Source organism: Pseudomonas sp. S3_B08, from assembly GCF_054667725.1.
This window is the reverse complement of sequence record NZ_CP162750.1, coordinates 1,493,583-1,514,118: the sequence shown is the minus strand read 5'-3', so window position 1 is coordinate 1,514,118 and position 20,536 is coordinate 1,493,583. Positions and strand designations below refer to the sequence as shown.

Annotated in this window: 14 protein-coding genes; 11 read left to right on the top strand and 3 right to left on the bottom strand. The window is 57.4% G+C overall.

Features of this window, described 5'->3' with window-relative positions; genetic code table 11:
• Positions 1–63 precede the first annotated feature (63 nt).
• Positions 64–507 carry a GNAT family N-acetyltransferase gene (locus tag AB4N73_RS06850; RefSeq protein WP_095179769.1) on the bottom strand — a complete coding sequence of 148 codons (444 nt, stop codon included), beginning with the start codon at positions 505–507 and terminating at the stop codon, positions 64–66.
• 605 nt (positions 508–1,112) lie between these two features.
• Here AB4N73_RS06850 and AB4N73_RS06845 point away from each other — a divergent pair.
• Complete coding sequence (locus tag AB4N73_RS06845; protein ID WP_095179767.1) at positions 1,113–2,186, top strand: 3-deoxy-7-phosphoheptulonate synthase; 1,074 nt, start codon at positions 1,113–1,115, stop codon at positions 2,184–2,186.
• A gap of 54 nt (positions 2,187–2,240) precedes the next feature.
• On the opposite strand, the gene AB4N73_RS06840 is transcribed toward AB4N73_RS06845, so the two are convergent.
• Positions 2,241–3,320 (bottom strand): hypothetical protein, encoded by a 1,080-nt coding sequence (locus tag AB4N73_RS06840; RefSeq protein WP_460143116.1) that lies wholly within the window; start codon positions 3,318–3,320, stop codon positions 2,241–2,243.
• A 334-nt stretch (positions 3,321–3,654) separates the two neighbouring features.
• Here AB4N73_RS06840 and AB4N73_RS06835 point away from each other — a divergent pair, with 334 nt between their 5' ends.
• The 10 genes from AB4N73_RS06835 to AB4N73_RS06790 all read left to right on the top strand — a co-directional run bounded on the left by AB4N73_RS06835 (position 3,655) and on the right by AB4N73_RS06790 (position 16,688).
• Positions 3,655–4,524, top strand: a complete 870-nt coding sequence (locus tag AB4N73_RS06835; RefSeq protein WP_460143578.1) for an esterase/lipase family protein — start codon at positions 3,655–3,657, stop codon at positions 4,522–4,524.
• Positions 4,525–4,619: 95 nt separating this feature from the next.
• Positions 4,620–4,901, top strand: a complete 282-nt coding sequence (locus AB4N73_RS06830; protein ID WP_041478733.1) for a peptidylprolyl isomerase — start codon at positions 4,620–4,622, stop codon at positions 4,899–4,901.
• A gap of 131 nt (positions 4,902–5,032) precedes the next feature.
• The gene (locus tag AB4N73_RS06825) at positions 5,033–6,901 is read left to right on the top strand and encodes an extracellular solute-binding protein (RefSeq protein WP_423661887.1); all 1,869 of its coding nucleotides are present in this window, start codon (positions 5,033–5,035) and stop codon (positions 6,899–6,901) included.
• Entirely contained in the window at positions 6,901–7,962 is a 1,062-nt protein-coding gene (locus tag AB4N73_RS06820; protein WP_056785267.1) for a microcin C ABC transporter permease YejB, read from the top strand. The genes AB4N73_RS06825 and AB4N73_RS06820 overlap by 1 nt, the downstream gene beginning before the upstream one ends.
• Complete coding sequence (locus tag AB4N73_RS06815; RefSeq protein ID WP_423661885.1) at positions 7,962–8,984, top strand: ABC transporter permease; 1,023 nt, start codon at positions 7,962–7,964, stop codon at positions 8,982–8,984. The genes AB4N73_RS06820 and AB4N73_RS06815 overlap by 1 nt, the downstream gene beginning before the upstream one ends.
• Positions 8,985–8,993: 9 nt before the next feature.
• Positions 8,994–10,568: an ABC transporter ATP-binding protein gene (locus AB4N73_RS06810; RefSeq protein WP_150635514.1), complete on the top strand. Its 1,575-nt coding sequence runs from the start codon at positions 8,994–8,996 to the stop codon at positions 10,566–10,568.
• A 133-nt stretch (positions 10,569–10,701) separates the two neighbouring features.
• Positions 10,702–12,117, top strand: coding sequence for a sigma-54 interaction domain-containing protein (locus AB4N73_RS06805; RefSeq protein ID WP_252885914.1), 1,416 nt, complete (start codon positions 10,702–10,704; stop codon positions 12,115–12,117).
• A gap of 274 nt (positions 12,118–12,391) precedes the next feature.
• The gene (locus tag AB4N73_RS06800) at positions 12,392–13,783 is read left to right on the top strand and encodes a GntP family permease (protein WP_016774505.1); all 1,392 of its coding nucleotides are present in this window, start codon (positions 12,392–12,394) and stop codon (positions 13,781–13,783) included.
• Between the two features lie 7 nt (positions 13,784–13,790).
• On the top strand, positions 13,791–14,564 hold the full coding sequence (hbdH, locus tag AB4N73_RS06795; RefSeq protein WP_310219700.1) for a 3-hydroxybutyrate dehydrogenase: 774 nt from the start codon (positions 13,791–13,793) through the stop codon (positions 14,562–14,564).
• Positions 14,565–14,714: 150 nt separating this feature from the next.
• Entirely contained in the window at positions 14,715–16,688 is a 1,974-nt protein-coding gene (locus AB4N73_RS06790) for an acetoacetate--CoA ligase (protein ID WP_460143115.1), read from the top strand.
• Between the two features lie 18 nt (positions 16,689–16,706).
• On the opposite strand, the gene AB4N73_RS06785 is transcribed toward AB4N73_RS06790, so the two are convergent.
• A complete protein-coding gene (locus tag AB4N73_RS06785) occupies positions 16,707–20,396 on the bottom strand; it encodes a hypothetical protein (RefSeq protein ID WP_460143114.1) in 3,690 nt (1,229 codons plus the stop codon).
• Positions 20,397–20,536: the final 140 nt, after the last annotated feature.

Genomic DNA, 20,536 nt, shown 5'->3' with positions numbered 1-20,536 from the left:
CCTAGCGGAAAGCCGCATTTAAAAAGTTTCAATTCATCATTCAGGGCTTGCCGGCTGTGGGTTTCAGAGCACAGCTGTACTCAAATCGAGCTGCATCCTGAGGAAACACTCATCCCTGCCCACGATGCGCAGTCCTTTGCGTGCATACAGTTCTTGCGCCCGGTTATTGTCAAACACTGTCAGTCGCAGTGCCGGTCGTCTTGCCTGACGAGCCATTTCGGTAACTTGACCAATGGCCCAGGAACCGGCGCCCTGCCCTTGCCAGAGATGATCAATCTGCAATTCGCGTATGTACAGCGCCCGCGCATCCTGGCTCAGACTGAAAAAACCGATCGCCAGTTCATCCTGGAGGATCATCCAGTTGTCACGATACTGCCAGCCTGCGTCGAACGCCTCGTCCTGCCACAACAGGTCGTGGTCAATGTAATAGCGCAGCATGTTGCGACAGGTCAGATCCCGCGCAAAAGCAAGATCATCACGGGTGGCATGCCGGATTCGATAACTCATTCAGCTTTCTCCATGACTGCAAAGTTGCCCTTCACCCGCATGGTTTGCCAGTGATAGGCGTTTCGAGCGGCGGGCAATAGCATTTTCTGATTGCTGATGCGTATCAGCGTCGAGTAAGCTCGGCGCATTCAACGGAGACAGCACATGTTCAACACCCTTCCACAGTCTTGCACCACCAGCGCCCTGCGCTCGGTCGCGGCTGCCCGGGTGAATCACACTTGCGCTCCTGACAATTTTTATTTTGGGTATTGGTTTAGCCACTGGCGCGCCTGATACCCAAACGGCGCCCATGATAACGGGTCGCCTACCAGAGATTTCTCAACCCCCGGTCGGCCTCCCGACCTGGGGTTTTGTTTTTTCAGGCCCATCACTTTCAGCGACATACCACATTTCGAGGATTACACCATGAACCACGCCCCTTATTACCGTTACGACAGCTTTAGCGCCTGGCGATTTACCAGCCTCCGCTCGGGACAGCCTGCCGCCTCCGATCGGTCACCCATAGGTGGCAAACACACATGCCTAGCCAGTACGGCCATTTGTCGAACACCCCAGTAGGGCCGAGTGCGCGGGAAAAACCCGCCATCCGCCCAGGAAGACCGAACATGAACTCTTCAGTTTCCGCTTTGCCGCTGTCCACAATCGATTCTGCCAACGAAGCGCTGACTCTGCGTCTGCCCAGCTCGTTGCAGCTCAAACAGCAATTGCCGCTCAGCCATTCCCTGCATCAACAGGTCAACACTCATCGCCAGGCGGTGCGCGCCATCCTTGACGGTGAAGACCCACGCCTGCTGGTCATCGTTGGCCCCTGCTCTATCCATGACCCGCAATCAGCGATTGAGTACGCCAGCAAACTCGCTCGTCTGGCCGAAGATGTCAGCAGTGAAATGCTGCTGGTCATGCGCGCCTACGTCGAAAAGCCGCGTACGACGGTCGGCTGGAAAGGGCTAGCCTACGATCCGCATCTGGACGGCACTGACGACATGGCTACCGGCCTGACGCTGTCGCGCGAACTGATGCTGGAAATGATCCAGCTCGGACTACCGGTCGCTACGGAACTCCTGCAACCCATGGCCGCCAGCTACTTTGATGACCTGCTGAGCTGGGTGGCCATTGGAGCCCGCACCACCGAGTCGCAGATCCACCGCGAAATGGCCAGTGGCTTGAACATGCCGGTGGGCTTCAAGAACGGCACCGACGGCGGCGCCGCCATTGCTGTCGACGCCATGCGCTCGGCAGCCCATGCGCATCGGCACTTCGGTGTGGACAGCCAAGGGCATCCGGCGATCGTGCAGACAGCTGGCAACGCTGATACCCACATCGTGCTACGCGGAGGCCATCAAGGGCCGAACTACGATGCAACCAGCGTAGCCAACATCAGCGCCGAGCTCAGCCGACTGAAGATCCCCAACCGGATCATGGTCGATTGCAGCCATGCCAACAGCGGCAAGGATCCCCTGCGCCAGCCAGCCGTGTTCAACGAGGTGCTTGAACAACGCCTGCGTGGCAACCACTCGCTGATCGGCGCGATGCTGGAATCTCATCTGTTCGAAGGCTGCCAGCCGCTGAGCACCTCTCTACGCTACGGCGTATCGATCACTGATGGCTGCCTCGGCTTTGACGCAACGGAACAGTTGCTGACCGACGCCGCACGGCGCCTCGCTAACGCCAGGGCCTGATCGCAGATCGCCCTCCCGTTCCATACGAAGCGCGGAGGGCTGACCTTCCCCAGGTTATGCCACTATGCTGATCCGCCTCACGGCAGATTGCTGACTGGTATCGTCCAGACGTTCGATGGTGTAGGCAATCTCCACCGTCGTGCCGTGGTGCTCGCGCCAGAACCGATGGGGAACAATGAAACTCACCGGTTGCCCGGCCGTCTCCCGAGTGATTTCAAGATCATCGCGATGACTGAAAAAATCACCATCGCACTTGAGATAGACCAACTCGTCTTCCTGCACCAGCGGGTCTTCAATCAGAATGGAACCCCCCTCTATCGAGTCCTTCACCGACAGCACATCATCGATCGCCCCAACAATATCCGGCGCGGCCAGTTCAGCACGCACTGCCGGCCCAATGAAAACCGTCGCAGGCTCCGAGGTTCGGATGGCTCCACAGCGTTGTTCAACACGGTAGGCGACCACCACCTCGCCACCACGATGCGCTTCGACGTAGCTGGCCGGCACCCAGAAGGACAGGCTTTGCGCGACGGCGCAGGCCTCGACCTTCAACGAGTCGGTGAATATTTCAGGCGAAGCATCTCCATGCCACGACAGCATGATCCGGTCGCCCGCTGACATCCGAGCGTAAGGCTGCAGGGTCACCAGGGTGCCTTCGACCACTCGCGACGGCTCCAGCGCTCCGTTTACCGAGCCTTCTATTTGCGGCGCCAACAGATGCGGTCCAACGTCCCCGACAGACAGTTGCAGGCGAGCAGATTCCACTGCCTTGGGCGCGGACGCACTTTGCAGTGTCCAGTAAACCTCCAGCGAGCCCCCGTCCAGCGCAGCGACATGCATCGCCTTGATGACGAAGATGACGTCTTTGCCAACCTGGACCTGGCTGATGAATCGAACACTCTCGTATTGATAGGCAAAGCCTTCGATATCCAGCCCCTCCCAAGACAGCACGATCTGATCGCCGCAGCTCATGTTGGCATAAGGGGAAATGCGAACGATGGCCTTGGCCAGCGAAGGATCCAACACGCTCCCTTGGAGCCCGTCAATCGTTGGCGCGACCAGAGGTTCGATAGACACTTCGGCAACCATCGGCTGGCGCATCCGCCAGCAAAACTCGATTTCATGGCTATTCATTTTCGCTTCCACTCCCTGGAAAACGTGCCGCCCCGAATGACGACACTGACATCTACATTGAGGACCTCTTTGAACGTTCCGGATGTCAGCCGAATCCACCGCGACAACGGCGTAACCGCTACTCGCAAAGTAGGCAACAGCAGAGGTCACGCGGTTATGCCGACAAACGACCCACTGAACTTCCGATTCGGATTTCACAGCTCTCCGAAATTTCGTACGCCTCGTAGTCCATTTCCAAACGCAATGTGAAGCCTCTTCGTACTTCTTCAACGGGATGAGTGTTTTAGAGTGGCCCGGTGATTTCCCGATGAACTTCTACGAAAAAGGTAAGAACATGCAACGGAATGCTACAACTCGTTATCCCATCCTGTTGGTCCACGGTCTGTTCGGGTTCGAGCATATCGGTCATTTCGAGCTGTTCCATGACGTCAAGTCCGCGCTGAAAACCGCCGGATGTCGATTGTTTGTTCCACACCTTTCGGCCACCCACGACAATGAAATGAGGGGCGAGCAACTGCTGTCACAGATTGCTTGCGTGCTGCGAGGCACAGGCGCGAAGAAAGTCAACCTCATAGGACACAGTCAGGGCGCACTCGCTGCGCGCTATGCCGCGGCGCTTGCGCCAAACGTCGTCGCTTCGGTCACCTCCGTCAGTGGCCCGAACCACGGCTCGGAGCTCGCCGACTTCCTGCGCAGGGCACTGATTCCGGGCAAGCTTCCCGAAGCCGTCGCACAGAACGTGGCGACACAATTTGCCGACTTGCTGTCACTCCTGAGCGGCAGCGTGACATTGCCGCAGAATGCGTTAGCCGCACTCAACGCATTGACCACGGTCGGCGTCGGTCAATTCAATGACAAATTTCCCCAGGGACTGCCGCAAACCTGGGGCGGGCATGGTCCTGAGCAAGTCAACGGCGTGCGCTACTACTCGTGGAGCGGGGTTGTTGCGCAATCCACGTTGCCAGTGCTGGATCCGGTTCAAGCAACCTGCCGGGTCCTGTCGCAATATTTCACCACCGAACCCCAGCAGAATGATGGTTTCGTCGGACGCTTCAGTAGCCATCTCGGCCAAGTGATCCGTTCCGATTACCCAATGGATCATTTGGCCAGCCTGCGGCGGAGCGCGGGCACAAAAGCGCCCTCGCCGGATCCGATCGACCTGTACGTCGAACATGCCCAGCGTCTGCAAGCGGCGGATCTATGAATCGGGCAAGGAACGCAGAATGGAACTTTGCCGAGAATTCGCCGACTGATTCCGGTACGCTCCACCTTTTATTGAAACAGTTCGGAGAATTCCCCATGGCCAAAGCCACTGCCCGCCACATCCTGGTTTCCAGCGAAGACAAGTGCAACGAACTCAAGGCTCAGATCGAAGCCGGCGCCGATTTCGCTGAAGTCGCCAAAGCCAACTCCACCTGCCCGTCCAGCCGTCAGGGCGGCGATCTGGGCTCGTTCGGTCCAGGCCAGATGGTCAAGGAATTCGACACCGTGGTATTCAGCGCGCCGATCAACGTCGTGCAAGGCCCGGTAAAAACCCAGTTCGGTTATCACCTGCTGGAAGTCACCAGCCGTCAGGACTGACTCGTCGTCCGATTGCTGACAACGGCCCGCCTTCTGGTGGGCCGTTGTGTTTCAGTTACACATACGGCTGGCGAGTGGCGCGCGGGTCGCGTACAACTTGCGCTTATCGATTTTGCGTTCCAAGGCTGACGATGCGACTGGTTTTTCCCACACTGATGCTCACCGCCCTCGCCTTTCTCATTGGCGCCGCTGGCGTGAACGCTGCCCCGCAACACGCACTGACCGTTTACGGCGAACCGGCCAAATACCCCGCCGGTTTCAGCCATTTCGACTACACCAATCCGCAAGCGCCGAAGGGCGGGACGATGCGGCGCTCGGCCATCGAGATCGGCCACTTCGACCATTTGCTGCCTTATATAGACAAAGGCATCGGCGTGACGCAGATCGACGGCCTGCTGTACTCGCCGCTGGCCCAACGCTCGCTGGACGAGCCTTACACCGTCTATGGTCTGGTTGCGCAGAAGATGGAACGTTCGGACGACGGTCTTTCGCTACGTTTCTTCATCAACCCGAAGGCGCGCTTTGCCGATGGCAAACCGATTACCGCCGAAGACGTGCGCTACACCTACAACCTGCTGATGACCCAGGGCAGCCTGCGTTATCGCACCCAGTTTGCCGACGTCAAAGGCGTCGAGATCGAGGCACCGCTGACCGTGCGCTTCGACTTCAAAAGCAACGAAAACCGAACTTTGCCGCTGGACATCGCGACCTTGCCGGTATTCCCCGAACACTGGTGGAAGAGCCGCGATTTCGCCGGCGGCGGTGGTTATGAACCGCCGCTGGGCAGCGGGCCGTACCGGGTTGGCAAGGTCGACTCCGGGCGCAGTATCACGTTCGAACGCAATGGCGACTGGTGGGGCAAGGACCTGCCGGTCAGCCGCGGCCTGTACAACTTCGACCATTTCAGCATCGAGTATTTCGGCGACACCGATGTCGCCCGCCAGGTGCTGCGTGGTGGCGCCTATGACTACAACCGCGAGTTTTCCGCGACCGGCTATTCGATCGGCTACGACAGCCCTGCCCTCAGCGATGGCCGTTTGCAGAAAGCCCACCTCGCCACTGAAGCGCCGCAATCGGCCCAGGGTTTCGTGTTCAACCTGCAAAAGCCGATGTTCCAGGACCGCCGCGTGCGCCAGGCACTGGCGATGCTCTGGGATTTCGAATGGAGCAACCGGCAGATGATGCGTAACGTCTATATCCGCCAGCAGAGTTACTTCTCCAACACCGATCTCGCCGCCCGGCAGTTGCCCGATACGCAGGAGTTGAAAATCCTTGAACCGCTGCGCGGTCAGGTGCCTGAGGAAGTGTTCAGCAAAGTCTTCGAAGCACCGAAGACCGATGGCAGCGGCATCATCCGTGACAAGCAGTTGCAAGCCCTGAAACTGCTCGAGCAGGCCGGCTGGAAACCGGATGGCGACCAGTTGGTCAACAGCGCCGGCGAACCGCTGAGCTTCACTTTTCTGGTCAGCCAGAATGGAATGGACCGCCTGCTGTTGCCTTACAAGCGCACGCTGAAACAGATCGGCATCGAGCTCAATATTCGCCGCATCGACGCCTCGCAATACGTCAATCGCCTGATGAGTCGCGACTACGACATGATCGTCACCGGCTACCCCGTTACTACTTCTCCGGGCGGCGAGTTGCTCAACTACTTCGGCTCGGCAGCGGCCAACGATCCCGGCGCGAACAATTACATGGTGTTGAAAAACCCGGCGGTCGATACCTTGATCAACGGCCTGATCCGCGCCTCTACTCAGTCGGACATGCTGCATTACGCCCATGCGCTGGACCGAGTGCTGCAATGGAACTACTACTGGATTCCCAACTATTACCCGCCGGGCACTTCGACCGTGTGGTGGAACCGCTTCGGCATTCCCACGGTGCAGGCGAGCAATGACGAAGCCATCGAGAGCTGGTGGGAAATCAGCCGCACGCCACTGACCAATCAACAGATGACCGCTGAGAAAATCAGTCGCGGCAGACCCGGAGGACCGCACTGATGTGGGGTTACATACTGCGGCGCCTGCTGCTGATCATTCCGACGCTGGTGATCATCCTGCTGGTCAATTTCGTGATCATTCAGGCCGCGCCCGGCGGACCGGTCGAACAAGCCATCGCCCACCTGCAAGGCATTGGCGGTGCCAGTGTTGGCGGCGGTGCCAGCGAGACCTCGAGCTCTGCCTCGCGCGCCAGCCGCGGCCTTGATCCGCAACTGATCAAGGACATCGAAAAGCAGTACGGTTTCGACAAACCGGCCCACGAGCGTCTGTGGCTGATGCTGAAGAATTACGCGCAACTGGACTTCGGCAAGAGCTTCTTCCGTGGCGCGACAGTCACCGACCTGATTCTGGAAAAGATGCCGGTGACCATTTCGCTCGGGCTGTGGGCGACGCTGATCACCTATCTCGTGTCGATCCCGCTGGGCATCCGCAAGGCTGTGCACCACGGCAGCCATTTCGATATCTGGAGCAGCACGGCGATCATCATCGGTTACGCCATGCCGGCGTTTCTGTTCGCGATGTTCCTGATCGTCGTATTCGCCGGCGGCACTTCGCTCAACTGGTTTCCGGTGCGCGGGCTGGTGTCGGACAACTTCGAATCGCTGTCGACACTGGGCAAGATTGCCGATTACTTCTGGCATCTGGTGCTGCCGGTCACGGCGCTGGTGATCGGTGGATTCGCGACGCTGACGATCCTTACAAAAAACTCGTTCCTCAATGAAATCACCCGACAGTATGTAGTGACGGCCCGCGCCAAAGGCTTGAGCGAACGCCGCGTGCTGTACGGACACGTGTTTCGCAACGCCATGCTGTTGGTGGTCTCGGGGATACCTCAGGCGTTCATCAGTGTGTTCTTCGCCGGCTCACTGCTGATCGAAGTGATCTTCTCCCTCGATGGCCTTGGGCGCATGAGTTACGAAGCAGCGGTATCGCGGGATTATCCGGTGGTGTTCGGCTCACTGTTCATCTTCACCCTGTTCGGCCTGCTGATAAAACTGATCGGCGACCTGTGCTACACCCTGGTCGACCCGCGTATCGACTTCGCCGCGAGGAATGCCTGATGTTCAAGCTCTCGCCTTTGGGTCGTCGCCGTTTCGAACGTTTCAAGAAAAACCGTCGTGGCTGGTGGTCGCTGTGGCTGTTCATCGGCCTGTTCATCCTGACGCTGGGTGGCGAGTTGATCGCCAACGACAAACCGTTGATGGTCAGTTATCAGGGCCAGTGGTACTTCCCGGTGTTCAAGCGCCATACCGAACAGGAGTTCGGCGGCCAACTGCCGTTTCAGGCCGATTATCGCAGCGAGTACGTGCAGAATCTGATACGCAAGGACGATGGCTGGTTGCTGTTCCCGCCGATTCCGTTCAGCGACGACACCCCCAACTATGATCTGAACAAACCGGCGCCAAGTCCTCCGACCTCGGTGAACTGGCTGGGCACCGACGATCAGGCGCGCGATGTGCTGGCGCGGGTCATCTTTGGCGCTCGGGTGTCGATTCTGTTTGCCTTGATGCTGACATTTGTCAGTGCGCTGATCGGTATCGCCGCCGGCGCATTGCAGGGGTATTACGGTGGCTGGGTCGACCTGCTCGGACAACGCGTGCTGGAGGTATGGTCGGGGCTGCCGGTGCTGTATCTGCTGATCATCCTCTCCGGTTTCGTCGAGCCGAATTTCTGGTGGCTGCTGGGGATCATGGCGCTGTTTTCATGGTTGGCGCTGGTCGATGTGGTGCGCGCCGAGTTCCTGCGCGGGCGCAATCTGGAATACGTCAAAGCAGCGCGCGCCCTGGGCTTGACTGACCGCAAGGTGATCTTCCGGCACATCCTGCCCAACGCAATGAACGCGACGCTCAGCTACCTGCCGTTCATTCTGACCGGAGCGATTTCGACGCTGACCGCGCTGGATTTCCTCGGTTTCGGCATGCCGGCCGGCAGCGCTTCGCTGGGCGAACTGATCGGTCAGGGCAAGCAGAACCTGCAAGCACCGTGGCTCGGGTTGACCGCGTTCTTTACCCTGGCGCTGATCCTCTCCTTGTTGGTATTCATCGGCGAAGCGTTACGTGACGCTTTTGACCCTCGATCCTGAAGCGTGACCATGACTGAAAACCTGATTGAAATCCGCCACCTCAATGTCGCCTTCCATGGTCAGACCGTGGTGCGTGACCTGTGCCTGGATATCCGCCCCGGTGAGTGCCTGGCTCTGGTCGGCGAATCGGGCTCGGGGAAATCGGTGACCGCGCATTCGATCCTGCAACTGCTGCCTGAGAGCGAGGCGCAAACCCGTGGCAGCATCCGCTATCGCGGGCAGGAACTGCTCGGTGCTGATCCGAAGGTCTTGCGAGAACTGCGCGGCAATCGCATCGCGATGATCTTTCAGGAGCCGATGACTTCGCTCAATCCGTTGCACACCATCGAAAAGCAGATCGGCGAAACTCTGTTGCTGCACCGCGGCCTCGGCGGCAAGCAAGCGCAGCAGCGCATTCTCGAATTGCTCGGACTGGTCGGCATTCAAAAGCCCAAGGAACGCCTGAAAGCCTATCCGCATCAACTCTCTGGCGGGCAACGGCAACGGGTGATGATCGCCATGGCCCTGGCCTGCGAACCGGAGTTGTTGATTGCCGACGAGCCGACAACGGCACTGGATGTCACCGTGCAACGCAAGATTCTCTTGCTGCTCAAGTCCCTGCAACAGCGCCTGGGCATGTCGCTGCTGCTGATCAGTCACGATCTCAATCTGGTGCGCAGCATCGCGCAGCGGGTGTGTGTGATGAAGGCTGGCGAGATCGTCGAGCAGGCACCCTGCGAAACCCTGTTCACCGAACCCAAACACCCTTACAGCTGCGTGCTGTTGAACGCTGAGCCGGAAGGTGAAGCCCTGCCCCGTGACGAACGTGAAAATGTGCTGGAAGTCGCTGACCTGCGCGTCGATTTCCAGGTCGGCGGCGGGCTGTTCAGGCGCAAGCAGTATCTGCGCGCAGTCGATGGCATCAGTCTGAATATTCAGCGCGGCAAGACCTTGGGCATTGTTGGCGAATCCGGTTCGGGCAAGTCGACGCTGGGTCAGGCGATCCTGCGCTTGCTGGATTCCGAGGGCAGCATTCGCTTTCAGGGCGAAGCGCTGGACGGCCTCAATCAAAAGCAGCTGCGGCCGTGGCGGCGGCAGATGCAGGTGGTGTTTCAGGACCCGTTTGGCAGCCTGAGCCCGCGCATGTCGGTGGCACAGATCATCAGCGAAGGTCTGGAAGTGCATTGCGAGTCGACCGCTAATGAATGTGATGAGCAAGTGATTCGCGTGCTCAAGGAAGTCGGCCTCGACCCGGAAAGCCGCCATCGCTACCCGCATGAATTTTCCGGCGGCCAACGCCAGCGCATTGCCATCGCCCGGGCCTTGGTGCTGAAACCGGCGCTGATCCTGCTCGATGAACCGACCTCGGCCCTCGATCGCACCGTACAGAAACAAGTGGTCGCCCTGCTCCGTGATTTGCAGGAAAAATACGGTTTGACCTACCTGTTCATCAGCCATGATCTGGCGGTGGTACGCGCGTTGGCGCATGACATGATCGTGATCAAGGACGGTCAGGTGGTCGAGCGTGGTGCCAGTCACGACGTGTTTGACAACCCGCAGCATCCCTACACCAAGGAGCTGTTGGCGGCGGCGCATCCGGGGTAGGTTTTTTTCTGCTAATTCGCGGCGCGGCATTCGCGAGCAGGCTCGCTCCCACATTTGGAATGCAGGCCCCTGTGAGAGCGAGCCTGCTCGCGAAGGGATCGGTACCGGCAACAAACAATCAGGATCAGCCTCCATGAACACCACCGAAAGCCTCAAGGACTACCAACGGGTGCGCACTCTGGCGATCCGTTCGCTGTTCGAGATCATCGAGCAATCCAGTGAGGGCACGGTGATTGTCGATCGCGATGCGAACATCGTCTGGATGAACGAACGCTATGCCCGGCGCTTTGGTCTCGAATCGGCGGCAGGCGCTATCGGCAAGCCTTGCGAAAGCGTGATCCCCGGGAGTTTGCTGCGCGAGGTGGTGCGCACCGGTCGGCCGATTCTGCTGGACATGCAGGACACCCCAAAGGAACCGCTGGTGGTGATGCGCCTGCCGATCCACGACGATGCCGGCAGCGTGATCGGCGCCATCGGTTTTGCCCTGTTCGACGAGTTGCGCACGCTGTCGCCGATGCTCAAGCGTTACCTGAGCATGCAGGAGGAACTGGCCTCGACCCGCTCGCTGCTGCGTGCGCGGCAGACCAAATACAACTTCGCCCACTTCATCGGTACCAGCGCTGCCAGCCTCGAAGTCAAACGACGTGCGCGACGAAGCGCCAGCGCTGATTCGCCCGTGTTGCTGCTGGGAGAAACCGGCACTGGCAAAGAGTTACTCGCACAAGCCATTCACAGCGCTTCGCCGCGCGCGCACAAAGCCTTCGTCAGTATCAACAGCGCGGCAATTCCAGAGGCGCTGCTGGAAGCCGAATTTTTCGGCACGGCACCCGGCGCCTTCACCGGCGCTGACCGCAAGGGCCGCACCGGTAAATTACAAATCGCTCAGGGTGGCACACTGTTTCTCGACGAGATCGGCGATATGCCGCTACCGCTGCAAAGCAAACTGTTGCGCGTGTTGCAGGAAAAGGAGTTCGAGCCGGTCGGCTCCAATGAAGTGATTCAGAGCGATGTGCGGGTAATCGCCGCGACGTCGACGGATTTGCAGGCAGCGATCAAGCGCGGCGAATTTCGCGCCGATTTGTACTACCGCCTCAATGTGCTGCCGATCCAGGTGCCGCCGCTGCGCGAACGTCTCGATGATCTGCCGGCGCTGAGCGAGGCGATTCTCGAAGAACTGCGCAGCCAGCATGAACTGCACCGCGATGCGCTGGCGCTGTTGGGCCAGCATGCCTGGCCGGGCAACATCCGTGAGTTGCGCAATGTGTTGGAGCGGGCGGCGTTGCTCAGTGATGACCTCATGCTGACCGAGCAGGATATTCGCGGGGCGATTGGCACGTTTACTCCCGTTGCGCGGACGTCCGAGCCGAGCACGCACGCATCGGCTCGGGAGACATTCGCGCAGGCGCGGGCGCGCTTTGATCGGCAGTTGATCGAATCGACCCTGGCGCAATGCGCGGGGAAGGTACCGGAGGCTGCGGTTCGGCTGGGTCTGGGGCGGTCGACGCTGTACAAGAAAATGGCTGCGCTGGGGATTGTCGAGTCTACATAAAGAGATATCGAATCTCTGTATGAAGACAAAACAAAAGCTTCGCGAGCAGGCTCGCTCCCACAGGGGAATGCATGTCATATGTGGGAGCGAGCCTGCTCGCGAAGGCTCCGGCCCATTCAAAGAAAATCTCAACTAAGAGACAAAAACAGCTTCGAGAACTCGACCGAGATCTAATTTCCTTATATTTCAAACAGTTAGAAGATTGGCACAAATCTCGCTAACACCTCTCCACACCCGTTTCACCCACAAAAATAACAATCTGGAGAGACACACCATGAGTGTGATCATTGCCTTGGCAGCCCTGACGCTGCTGATGCTCGCCGCCTACCGTGGCTACAGCGTCATCCTCTTCGCCCCGATCGCTGCTCTCGGCGCGGTGCTGCTGACCGATCCGTCCGCCGTTGCCCCCGCGTTCACCGGGGTGTTCATGGACAAGATGGTCGGTTTCATCAAGCTCTACTTCCCGGTATTTCTGCTCGGCGCGGTGTTCGGCAAGCTCATCGAACTGTCCGGTTTCTCGCGCTCGATCGTCGCCGCTGCGATTCGCCTGCTCGGTACCAAACAAGCAATGCTGGTGATCGTGCTGGTGTGCGCCCTGCTCACTTATGGCGGCGTGTCGTTGTTCGTCGTTGTCTTCGCCGTTTATCCGTTTGCAGCGGAGATGTTCCGCCAGAGCAATATCCCCAAGCGTTTGATTCCGGCGACCATTGCCCTCGGTGCATTCTCGTTCACCATGGACGCCCTGCCCGGCACGCCGCAAATCCAGAACATCATCCCCAGCACCTTCTTCAACACCACCGCATGGGCGGCGCCGTGGCTGGGGGTGATCGGCACGATTTTCGTGTTCTGCGCCGGCATGCTGTTTCTGCAGCGCCAACGCAACAAGGCGCAACGTGCCGGCGAAGGCTACGGCACTGAACTGCGCAACGAACCGGAAACTGCCGAAGACCTGAAGCTGCCCAACCCGTGGATTGCCCTGTCGCCATTGCTGGCCGTGGGCATCATGAACCTGCTGTTCACCCAGTGGATTCCGCAGTGGTATGGCAAGACCCACAGCCTCGCACTGCCGGGCATGGCCGCGCCGGTCACTACCGAAATCGCCAAGCTCACGGCGATCTGGGCGGTGCAGGCGGCGTTGCTGGTCGGCATCCTCATGGTGCTGGCGTTCGGCTTTAAGGCGATTAAAAGCAAGCTCGCCGAAGGCAGCAAAAGTGCGGTCAGCGGTGCGTTGCTCGCGGCCATGAACACCGCGTCTGAATACGGCTTTGGTGCGGTAATCGCTTCGCTGCCGGGCTTTCTGGTGCTGGCCGACTGGCTCAAGCAGATTCCCAATCCGTTGGTCAACGAAGCCATCACCGTGACGCTGCTCGCCGGCATCACCGGTTCGGCCTCGGGCGGCATGAGCATTGCGCTGGCGGCGATGTCCGAGCAGTTCATCAGTGCAGCACATGCGGCGAATATCCCGCTGGAAGTGCTGCACCGCGTGGCCGCGATGGCCAGTGGCGGCATGGACACCCTGCCGCACAACGGCGCGGTGATCACCCTGCTGGCGGTGACCGGATTGACCCACCGCGAAGCCTACAAAGACATTTTCTGTATTACGCTGATCAAGACCCTCGCGGTTTTCGTGGTGATCGGCACTTTCTACGCCACTGGTATTGTGTGAGGTATTCATGACCACTCTTTCCGGCAAGACAGCTTTGGTGACCGGCTCCACCAGCGGTATCGGCCTGGGCATCGCGCTGACCCTCGCAAAGGCTGGCGCCAACCTGATTCTCAATGGCTTCGGCGATGCTTCGAAGGTGATCGCCGAAGTCGCTCAGTTCGGCGGCAAGGTCGGCCATCATCCCGCCGATGTCAGCGACCGAGCGCAGATTGCCGACATGGTCGCCTACGCCGAGCGCGAGTTTGGCGGCGTCGACATTCTGGTCAACAACGCCGGCATTCAGCACGTTGCGGCGGTAGAAGAGTTTCCGGTTGAGCGCTGGGATTCGATCATTGCGATCAACCTGTCATCGGTGTTCCACAGCACCCGTTTGAGTCTGCCGGGCATGCGCCGCAAGAACTGGGGGCGCATTATCAATATCGCCTCGGTGCATGGCCAGGTCGGCTCCACCGGCAAAGCCGCGTACGTTGCCGCCAAGCATGGCGTGATCGGCCTGACCAAAGTGGTCGGGCTGGAAACCGCGACCAGCAATGTCACCTGCAATGCGATCTGTCCGGGCTGGGTGTTGACGCCGCTGGTGCAGAAGCAGATCGACGATCGCGCGGCCAAGGGCGTCGATCCGCAGCAGGCGCAGCATGATCTGCTGGCGGAAAAACAGCCCTCGCTGGAGTTCGTCACACCGCAGCATCTGGGTGAGCTGGTGCTGTTCTTGTGCAGCGAAGCCGGCAGCCAGGTGCGCGGCGCGGCGTGGAACATTGATGGTGGCTGGCTGGCGCAATAAACACCTGGCCATTGTGGGAGCGAGCCCGCTCGCGAATGCGGTTTATCAGACACAGTTCGGGATACTGAGACAACGCTTTCGCGAGCAGGCTCGCTCCCACAGGGAATGATCTCCCTGGCCTGTACGAATCCGATAAGAAGAGGCAAGCCCATGTCCGACATTCTCTGGCAACCCGACACCCAGCGTATCGCCGGTTCGCGTATGGATGCCTTCCGGCGCGATATCAATCAGCGGCATTCGCTCAAGCTCGACGGCTACCCTGCCCTGCACCAATGGAGCATCGATCAGCGCCCGGCGTTCTGGCAGGCGATCGTCGATTTCTTCGACATCCGCTTCCACACTCAGCCCGACGCCGTCTTGCGTGAAGGTGCAGAAATGCCCAGCGCCGAGTGGTTCCCCGGCGCGACCCTGAACTTCGCCGAACACCTGTTGCGCCGACGCGACGATGCCGTGGCCGTGATCGCAGTTGCAGAGAATGGTCAGCGCGAACAACTGACCTGGGCCGAGTTGGCCGAACAGGTCGCCGGGTTTCAGGCGAGCCTGCGCGCGGCGGGCGTTGGCCGGGGTGATCGCGTGGCGGCGTGCATGCCCAACACCTGGCAAACCCTGGTGGCGATGCTGGCCACTACCAGCCTCGGCGCGATCTGGTCCTGCTCGTCACCCGACTTCGGCACCCACGGCGTGATCGATCGCTTTGGCCAGATCGAACCGAAAGTGCTGCTCACCTGTGCCGGTTATCAATACGCCGGAAAAACCCTGGATCAGACCGCCAAGCTCAACGAAATCCTTGCACAACTGCCGTCACTGCAGCAGTTGATCATCGTCCCGTACGCCCGTCCGCAAGCGCGCATCGAGGATTATCAAACCCACGCTGATGTCTGCTTGTGGGAAGACTTCTATCAACCCGGCGGCGAACCGGTTTTCACCCCGGTGCCGTTCAATCATCCGCTCTACGTGCTGTACTCCAGCGGTACCACCGGCGTGCCGAAATGCATCGTCCACAGCACCGGCGGCGTGCTGCTGCAACACGTCAAGGAACATGGTTTGCACTGCGACCTCGGTCCCGGTGATCGCTTGTTCTACTACACGACCTGCGGCTGGATGATGTGGAACTGGCTGGTCTCGGCACTCGCAGTGGGCAGCGCCGTGGTGCCCTACGACGGCTCGCCGTTCCACCCGGATCACCAGCGCCTGCTCGACCTGATCGACGATGAACGCATCAGCGTGTTTGGCACCAGTCCGAAATTCCTCGCGACGCTGGAAAGCAGCGGCGCCAAGCCCCGCGAAAGTCATGATTTGAGCAGTTTGAAAACCCTGCTGTGCACAGGCTCGGCTTTGTCACCGCAAAGCTACGATTTCGTTTATCGCGACTTCAAAACCGAGGTGTGTCTGGCCTCGATGTCCGGTGGCACCGACATCGTTTCGTGCTTCGTCAATGGCAACCCGCTGTCAGCGGTACGTCGCGGAGAAATCATGGGCAAGAGCCTGGGCATGGCCGTCGAGGTGTGGAACGACGCTGGCCAGCCGGTGATCGGTGAGAAAGGTGAACTGGTCTGCACGCGGCACTTCCCGGCGATGCCGATCGGCTTGTGGAATGACCCCGACGGCACAAAACTGCACCAGTCTTATTTCAGCCAGTTTCCCGGCGTGTGGGCACAGGGTGATTACGCCGAGCAAATGCGCGATGGAGCGATGATGATCCATGGCCGTTCGGATGCGGTGTTGAATCCGGGCGGCGTGCGCATCGGCACGGCGGAGATTTATCGGCAGGTCGAGAAAATCAGTGAAGTGCTGGACAGCGTCGCCATCGGTCAGCAATGGCAGGAGGATGTGCGCGTCGTGTTGTTCGTGCGTTTGCGCGACGGCGTCGAGCTGGGTGAAGGGCTTGAACAGCGAATCCGCGAAGTGATCCGCGCCAGTACCACACCCAGGCATGTTCCCGCACGCATCGTCGCAGTAACCGATATACCGCGCACCATCAGCGGCAAAATCGTAGAGCTGGCGGTGCGCGATGTCGTGCATGGGAGGCCAGTGAAAAATACCGATGCACTGGCCAATCCCGAAGCGCTGGAGCAGTTTCGGGATCGGCGCGAACTGGCCATGACCGAAGTTATTAAACACTGAATTTCGTCTGGCGCAGCCTCAATTCAGCTGTATTACAACTTCACCGGTGAGGGGCTGATCTCCACTGGCTTCGATCGCTGCGCGCATGATGCTGAGATTCAGCGAAAACAACGCTTCGTTTGTTTTCAACAAACTGAGCAAGGCAATAACGAGCATCAGCGAGTCTGCATTGAGGAGCGCTTGAGCACTTTCGTGAAAACTGCCAGTGATAGGCTCAGACCGGGGCAAGCGTCCCTTTGCCAAGTTTAGTAAAGGCGCCACATCCAAACCGACCTTACCATCTCGGGTCGCCCCCTCGGCAGTGATCAGACTGGTCTTGGCGGGGTTGACCCGAATCATTTCGTGGATGAGGTCATCAGCGATTTCGCCGTAACCTGTCAGGCTGAATCGCTGGTTGAAGTTACGTGTATTGACCGTCATGTACTGAACACGCTTTTTATCTGTAGCTCCTGCGCTCTTCCATTTGCTGTAATCGAATGGATTTACCTCAATGACGCCATCATCTAGTTTCAGGCTATCCAACAGGAAATTACTGGCGGACGTTCCGCCGAAATCCAGCCTGATGGCGCTTAGCAGATTGGACAATTCGTCACGCGCCGCCGAGGTACTGCCAAAAAACAATCCAATCGCGGGGTCGGTTTTGAAATTCAGCGCCGGCGAGCCCAGCATTTCAATTGCGCTGTCTATTTTGAAACGGGCCAGTGGCAGACTGCGCTCGAGAATGTGAGCTGTAAAAACACCCGGAACCGGTTTCTGCAGTAATGGCAGACTAAACTTCTCTTGCAGGTCGAAATTGACGAGTCGTTTTCCCCACGGCTTACCTAGCCGATTGGCCGCGTACCACTCACTGCTTTTCTTGATGGCACAGACATTGAAAGAAGACGCGGTGCTTCCAAGCGGGCGCCACCTCCCGAAACCAACATCGGTAGCATTCGCCAGCTTGTGAAATTCCCGCGCCGTACCGGTGAGTCTGCTCATCTGGACAACGGCAGATTCCACGACTTTTGCGCCCGACGCGCCCAAATGCATGACGCTTTTGAACAATGCTTTTGACGCTTGGTATCCAGCAGTTGGCAATCCATCAATCGGATTGAAAGTGGAGACTGTCAGAGAAATGCCAAACTTGACGAGGCTGCCGATTTTTGCCGTTAACGAAACTGTTTTGGCTGCGATATGCAGAATTTTAGCCGGGGCACCCAGTACAGTGAAGAAAATACCGATAGCATCCATCGTGCACGCGTAAATTCCGTCAACCACCTGATTTCTATTTCCGGAAGCCAAGTCTTCGATACATTTCTTGAACGGGACACACAGGTCAATGATATACGTCAGCACCTCGTTATAAGTGTTCTCCGCACGCTCTTTATCAGTGTATTCGGTGAAGACTTCCCTGAAATCCTGGAGGCTGCCCAAAGGTCTGTTCTTCACAACAAATTGGGCAATATTTTCGATATGCTCATTTACGAAAAACTGATAATTATTACGAACGACCCGCGACGCAGAAGTCGGAGCGATAACAGTGCCAAGTTTCTCTATAACCATAATCCCAGAGGCATTCGGCGACGGCTTTTTTCCGACAATGTAGCTATCGAAATCAGTTGGAACGTTATGCGTGGGGGGCAAAGGGAAAAATGCATCATTGGGCTCCCCTGTATATTCAACCCTTCCAGGCATGTTCATTTTTTGGGTATAAATAATCAATTTGCCTAGCTCATCGTTTCTTCTGCACTCCCCCAGCAAGGTAAACATTTCATAGCATAAAGTCTGATTATTCCCGAAGGAAGCTATCATAATTACGCCGAACCGCCCCACCGCCTGGTCTTTCTTCAGCTGAACTTCTATGTTTTTTGGTGGCTGATTACCCGCGCCGACCAAGTTATAATTAGCCGATGACGGATAGTAAATCTCTGCAACCGAAGGACGTACAGTAAAAAACGTGATCTTGCTTGAGGCAAAGACATCTCGATCGGCTCGAGGCATTCCTGCTATCGCCAGCTTTATGTTTGAAGCCATCGCCTTATGAATATTGCAGTGATAGCTAACGAGCTCAGCTTCGAATGCTGGTTTGATGGCAGGCAAGGCCAAAAGCTGCGGATACTTATCGAAAATGCCGGGCTCTTTATTCCAATCCCATGTTCCGGACGCCAGCAACCCTTCGATATGAAGATCAAGCATCGACACTCTCATTGCAGAATAAGTCTCAGGACGCAAAAGAGGTTGTTCAATAACATCAAAATCAGCAACCGCCTGCTTCAATGCAGTCATCGCCAGTCGTTTCCGATTGGGCGGAGCCGCCCCAAATGCCTTGATTCCCAAAACAATATCATCCACGTGCGTTTTATACGCATTCAAAGCGTCTTGAGCTGCTGTAAGAGCAGACGTGCTCAGTTGCTCATGAGTGATGACTTCATTCATCAATGCCCAGTCAATGATAGGGTCGATCGCAGTAATACCTTGCAGCTCCCCCAGTACCGGGCTGACCGTTTCCATGCTTGCAAACTTCATGACTTGTTCATATGTCATGAAGCGAGAGACGCCTCGACAATTGATCTCGATAAAGCTCACCGCCTGGCAAAACGTCACCCAGCCGATCGAGCCAGCGTAAAGCTCTTGGGGCAGATTTTTAACCAAGAGACAAGGCGCTACATGAGCCAGGAGCAGGTGGGAAGCGAGAGGAATAATCGAGTGCGAATGGCCCTTTGCTACAAGGTAAGCCTCAAAATTTTCACGTATGGCATATAACGGCCTATCAGCCATGGTGCTCGAATCGTATATATCAAAGGTTCCGATGCAGTTGCGCTTACCAGTAACGCCTATGGATGAATCCAACTGCAAAATTATTGCGGTGAGCAATACCTGAGCTAGATCGTCACCACTGATTTCCTCGGAATCCTTCGCCCCCCACCAGTCCAGTGCAATGACGTATTCCTTGGCAATTTTCTGCGACGCTGGATGACGAACCAGCATTGCAACGACCTCGTTAGCGCTGTCCCAATTAACGGTAGTAACGTTATACGGTCTGACGCTTCTGAAGATTGTGTTAAGTAGATTCTCATTCGCAGGGAAAAGTTTACTCGTCACTGCGCGAATCTCTGCACACTGCTGTGGTGTCAAGGTGATCGACGTATCATTTAGCCCAGTTATCTGCCCCCAGTAATTACCAAAATCATCTCCTTCAGGCCACTTCCACTCCAAAAAGCCAATCAAGCTTTCTAGTTTTTCTCTGTCATCCGGCACGTTGAACCCGTGAAAACGCAACCACTGCGACAACAGCACTGCGTTATCAAGGTGAACGAATCCACCAAGACCTGCTGCAATAGCAACTAACTTCTCGAACTTCTCATTCGCGTCGGGATTACTCTTGACGTTATCCGATACATCCATCCACCCTTCATGAGTAACGTATATGTGAATTTCACCCGAAGACGTAACCCTACTGTAGGTGCCGGAGCCGAGTAAGCTCATCAGATCCTGAAGCATCTCGCTGGCCGGTTTCTGTAAACGTCCAAAAGAGGATTCAGGCGAGAGCCAGATGATCTTTTGGTCGTCGTTTGAAATATCCCGCGCAACGTCTTCCGGAGCTTCAACAAGAAATCTTTTCAACTGGCCTAGAAGTGCCATTCGTTCTAATTCATCTGCGGCAGAACAACGCACATTATCGGCAGCGCTCAATTTGGAAAGAGCACCTGCACCACATCGATTTTTCATTTTATTGACCTGTTTATTTACATGGACTTGCTATCGAGATCGCAAATCTAATAAAAACAGGCCAAACCACAACTAACCAAGTATTAGTCTAGATTTCAAACATCTATCACCTGACCGCTCAGCAGCCTACAGACACGACA

Bases quoted from the DNA above. Each gene is read 5' to 3' on its own strand.
- AB4N73_RS06850 (WP_095179769.1), bottom strand. From the start codon at position 507: ATGAGTTATCGAATCCGGCATGCCACCCGTGATGATCTTGCTTTTGCG.
- AB4N73_RS06845 (WP_095179767.1), top strand. From the start codon at position 1,113: ATGAACTCTTCAGTTTCCGCTTTGCCGCTGTCCACAATCGATTCTGCC.
- AB4N73_RS06840 (WP_460143116.1), bottom strand. From the start codon at position 3,320: ATGAATAGCCATGAAATCGAGTTTTGCTGGCGGATGCGCCAGCCGATG.
- AB4N73_RS06835 (WP_460143578.1), top strand. From the start codon at position 3,655: ATGCAACGGAATGCTACAACTCGTTATCCCATCCTGTTGGTCCACGGT.
- AB4N73_RS06830 (WP_041478733.1), top strand. From the start codon at position 4,620: ATGGCCAAAGCCACTGCCCGCCACATCCTGGTTTCCAGCGAAGACAAG.
- AB4N73_RS06825 (WP_423661887.1), top strand. From the start codon at position 5,033: ATGCGACTGGTTTTTCCCACACTGATGCTCACCGCCCTCGCCTTTCTC.
- AB4N73_RS06820 (WP_056785267.1), top strand. From the start codon at position 6,901: ATGTGGGGTTACATACTGCGGCGCCTGCTGCTGATCATTCCGACGCTG.
- AB4N73_RS06815 (WP_423661885.1), top strand. From the start codon at position 7,962: ATGTTCAAGCTCTCGCCTTTGGGTCGTCGCCGTTTCGAACGTTTCAAG.
- AB4N73_RS06810 (WP_150635514.1), top strand. From the start codon at position 8,994: ATGACTGAAAACCTGATTGAAATCCGCCACCTCAATGTCGCCTTCCAT.
- AB4N73_RS06805 (WP_252885914.1), top strand. From the start codon at position 10,702: ATGAACACCACCGAAAGCCTCAAGGACTACCAACGGGTGCGCACTCTG.
- AB4N73_RS06800 (WP_016774505.1), top strand. From the start codon at position 12,392: ATGAGTGTGATCATTGCCTTGGCAGCCCTGACGCTGCTGATGCTCGCC.
- hbdH (WP_310219700.1), top strand. From the start codon at position 13,791: ATGACCACTCTTTCCGGCAAGACAGCTTTGGTGACCGGCTCCACCAGC.
- AB4N73_RS06790 (WP_460143115.1), top strand. From the start codon at position 14,715: ATGTCCGACATTCTCTGGCAACCCGACACCCAGCGTATCGCCGGTTCG.
- AB4N73_RS06785 (WP_460143114.1), bottom strand. From the start codon at position 20,396: ATGAAAAATCGATGTGGTGCAGGTGCTCTTTCCAAATTGAGCGCTGCC.